General features: G+C 66.5%; 1 protein-coding gene and 1 pseudogene. Both read left to right on the plus strand.

The window, feature by feature from the left end; all coding sequences use genetic code 11:
* Positions 1 to 237: pseudogene (locus DBR34_RS21455) on the plus strand (ATP synthase F1 subunit epsilon); the annotation flags it as partial.
* Positions 238 to 264: 27 nt separating this feature from the next.
* Positions 265 to 1770: a DASS family sodium-coupled anion symporter gene (locus tag DBR34_RS15030; protein WP_128097395.1), complete on the plus strand. Its 1506-nt coding sequence runs from the start codon at positions 265 to 267 to the stop codon at positions 1768 to 1770.
* The last annotated feature ends 413 nt before the right edge of the window (positions 1771 to 2183 follow it).

The following is a 2183-nucleotide window of genomic DNA, read 5'->3' on the forward strand; positions in this document are numbered from 1 at the left end:
CCGCCGCTGCACGTGTACGTATCGGGCGGGCATGTGGAGGTGCAGCCGGGCAAGGTGATCGTGCTGGCCGACCTGGGCCTGCGCAGCGAAAACCTGGATGACGCCCGCGCCCGTGCCGCGCGTGAGGCCGCCGCATCGCCGATGGCCACCGAACTGACCGACCCCGACAACGCCAAGGTGCATGCCGAGCTGGCGCTGCAACGCCTGCAACAGTTGCGCTCACTGCCGTTCAAGTAATTCCGCACCCGCCGCAAGGACCCCGCGATGCTCAAGCGACTGCAGGACCTGTTCCGCTACTTCAACGGGGCGGTGCCGTTCCGGCTGGTGCCGGCGCTGATCGCCACGGCGGTGCTGGTCACCCTGTTGCTGCTGCCCTGCCCGGCCGGACTCACGCCCAAGGCCTGGGGACTGGTGGCGATCTTCCTGACCACCATCGTGGCGATCATCCTCAAGGTGATGCCGATCGGGGTGATGGCGATGATGGCGATCGTCATCGTGTCGTTGTCGCAGGTCACCTCGACCTCGTCCAAGGGCGCCATCACCGATGCACTCAGCAGTTTCGCCAGCCCGCTGATCTGGCTGATCGTGGTGGCGATCCTGATCTCGCGCGGCCTGAAGAAGACCGGGTTGGGCAGCCGCATCGGCCTGATGTTCATCGCCCTGCTCGGCAAGCGCACGCTGGGCGTGGGCTATGGCCTGGCGGTATGCGAGCTGGTGCTGGCCCCGTTCACGCCCAGCAACACCGCCCGCGGCGGCGGCATCGTGCACCCGGTGATGCGCTCGATCGCCAACGCGTTCGATTCGGACCCAGCCAAAGGCACCGAGGGCAAGGTTGGCACCTACCTGGCGCTGGTCAACTACCACGCCAACCCGATCACCTCGGCGATGTTCCTCACCGCCACCGCGCCCAACCCGCTGGTGGTGGATTACGTGGCCAAGGCCACTGGCCAGCAGTTCCACCTCACCTGGACCACCTGGGCGCTGTGCATGCTGGTGCCCGGTCTGGTGTGCCTGCTGCTGATGCCGCTGGTGATCTACCTGTTGTCGCCGCCACAACTGAAGGCCACGCCGAACGCGGTGGACTACGCGCGCGCCGAACTGGCGCGGATGGGGCCGCTGGCACCGAAGGAGAAGGTGATGATGGGCACCTTCGGCTTGCTGCTGGTGCTGTGGGCGAACGTGCCGGCGATGCTGTTCGGGCCGGCCTGGACGCTGGATCCCACCGTGGTCGCCTTCCTCGGCCTGTTCGTGCTGATCATCACCGGCACCATCGACTGGGACGACGTGCTGTCGGAAAAGAGCGCCTGGGACACGCTGGTGTGGTTCGGCGCGCTGGTGATGATGGCCGAGCAGCTCAACAAGCTCGGCGTCATCGGCTGGTTCTCCGAGGGCATGAAGGGGGCCATCGTCGCCAGCGGCATGGGCTGGGAGGCCATCGCCGCGGTGCTGGTGCTGGCGTTCGTGTTCTCGCACTACCTGTTCGCCAGCACCACCGCGCACATCAGCGCGATGCTGCTGGCCTTCCTCGGCGTGGGCGCCTTGTTGATTCCGGCCGAGTACGTGGTGCCCTTCATGCTGATGATGACCGCCGGCTCGGCAATCATGATGACCCTCACCCACTACGCCACCGGCACCTCGCCGATCATCTTCGGCAGCGGCTACGTCAGCCTGGGCACGTGGTGGCGGGTCGGGTTTGTGATGTGCGTGTTCGAGCTGATGGTGTTTGCCGTGGTGGGTGGCGCGTGGTGGAAGGTGCTGGGGTATTGGTAGAGCCGGTCGTGGGTCGGCTGCCTTCCGCCTGATCGTGGATCGACGCACGGCCGCCACACGCCGCGCACCGCCGATCGGCTGCGGCGTTTGGTCACATTCGTGGTCGCCTCACCCCAACATATGATGTTGACGATGAGGCAGACCCACACTATGTTGTGTTCATCGGCTCCCCGCTTCCGCCAGGCCCGGTTCCCCGTCATGCCCCTGCAGGCCTCGCTGGCCACGCGGCATGACCACCCGAACAGCGCCTGGAAGCGAGCGTACTACCCGGACCCTTCCGGGGATGATCCCCCTGCCTCCATGACGCCCGCCCGGTCGTCGCGATGCCTCCATCGCGACGCGACACCTGCGCACTGCATGGACTGACGATGAGCACTGAAGACAGCACCCTCACCCCCACCGCCCCCGTACAC

It is taken from the genome of Stenotrophomonas sp. HMWF003, from assembly GCF_003061285.1.
GTDB classification, from domain to species: domain Bacteria; phylum Pseudomonadota; class Gammaproteobacteria; order Xanthomonadales; family Xanthomonadaceae; genus Stenotrophomonas; species Stenotrophomonas maltophilia_AP.